Source organism: Rhodopseudomonas sp. (assembly GCF_048594845.1).
GTDB lineage: Bacteria > Pseudomonadota > Alphaproteobacteria > Rhizobiales > Xanthobacteraceae > Rhodopseudomonas.
On sequence record NZ_JBMDXE010000207.1, the window covers coordinates 1 to 1,583 of the forward strand.

A 1,583-nucleotide genomic window follows, 5' to 3' on the forward strand; every position below is an offset into this window, starting at 1 on the left:
CCTCACCGGGCAAGACTCCGATCTGTCGCGCTTCGGCGTCGCCCAGCACGGCAAGCAGGAATCCCGCAAGGAGCTCGGCCTGATCGCCTCGTTCCATCCCAGCGTGTTCGTGGTGCAGACCGCGACCGCGCTGCAGGGCCACTTCCTCAAGAACGTGATGGAGTTTTTGAATCACACCTCGTCGCCCGCGGTGCTCGACGTCTACACGCCGTGCCAGGCCGAGCACGGCATCGGCGATGCCGCGGCGAGCCGTCAGGCCCGCCTCGCGGTGGAGAGCCGGATGAATCCGGTGTTCGTCCATGATCCGCGCAAGGTCGGCAAGAACGAGCGTGCGTTCTCGCTCGACGGCAATCCGGAACCGGATCAGGACTGGGCCTCGAAGTCGATCGAATACATCGACGACAACGGCGCGACGCAGCTGCTCAAAACCAAGTTGACGCCGGCCGACTTCGCCCACACCGAAGTCCGCTTCCGCAAGCAGTTCAAGCCGCTCAAGAAGGATGCGGACGGCATGCCGATCGATGAGTATGTCGCGCTCGACGCAACTGCGCGTGCCGGCAAGACACCGTTCATCTACGCGACCGACGGCGACAAGAAGCTGGTCAAGCTTTCGGTCGGCGAGAGCGTCGTGGCGCTGGTCGAAGAGCGGCGCAAATACTGGCGCACGCTGCAGGTGCTCGCCGGCTTCGACGTCCGTGCGCTCGACGAGAGCCACCGCGCCGAACTCGACGCGCTGCAGCACCAGTACGAAGAGCAGGTCAAAGCGCGCGAGAGCTCGCTCGATCAGATCGCCCGCGGCATGAGCGAACTGGCGGCTTCGTCCAACGCACCGGCGGCCGGCGGCTTCGGCGCGCTGATGAATGGCTTCGCGGCGGCGCCGACCAACGGTGCCAAGGTGGCCAACGGCAATGGTGCCGAGCCGATCCACATCGACGATGCGGACCTGGACAAATGCACCAACTGCAAGAGCTGCTACCAGGACGTGCCTGAAGTGTTCGAGCTCACCAAGATCGTGGTCGGCGGCGCGTCGAAGGACGTCGCCCATGTGATCCCGGGCGTCTTCGACAAGATCAAGATCACGCCCGAACTGTCGGCCAAGCTCAGCCGCGCGGCGGCGAACTGCGATGCGGAGATCATCCGATGACCGGCGTTTCCGCACCGAGCGACGTGCTGCGCTATCAGCAGGCGCGCAGCGCGCTGGAAAGCTCCAAGACCGAGCTGGAAGAGCTGCAGGCCAGCGAAGCGGTCGGCGTATTCCAGAAGCAGCTTGCGCTGTTGCAGAAGCGGCTGGTCAATGACCCGGCGTCGCTGCGCAACATGTTCATCGCCGACGGCACCCAGGCCATCGTCTGGGAATTCCAGCAGCCGGAGCTGGGTGAAACCTTCACCACCACGCTGTGGAATCTGCTCGCCCGCGGCGATGATATGAGCATCATCCTGCAGCGCTTCATCTGGGCGCTGCCGCTGAAGTTCAAGCGCAAGTTCATCAAGGCGATCGACGTGCACCTGCGCGGTCGCTACCCGATGTTCGAGAACCTGTCGGAAGGCTGGCCGGGCGAGGCGTTCATCCCGCCCTACATCCG

2 pseudogenes are annotated in these 1,583 nt (G+C 64.4%); both read left to right on the forward strand.

Features of this window, described 5'->3' with window-relative positions:
* Positions 1 to 1,144 (forward strand): annotated as a pseudogene (locus ACOJTD_RS13350) (pyruvate-flavodoxin oxidoreductase); the annotation flags it as partial.
* A pseudogene (locus tag ACOJTD_RS13355) lies at positions 1,141 to 1,583 on the forward strand (2-polyprenylphenol hydroxylase); the annotation flags it as partial. The pseudogenes ACOJTD_RS13350 and ACOJTD_RS13355, both read left to right, overlap by 4 nt.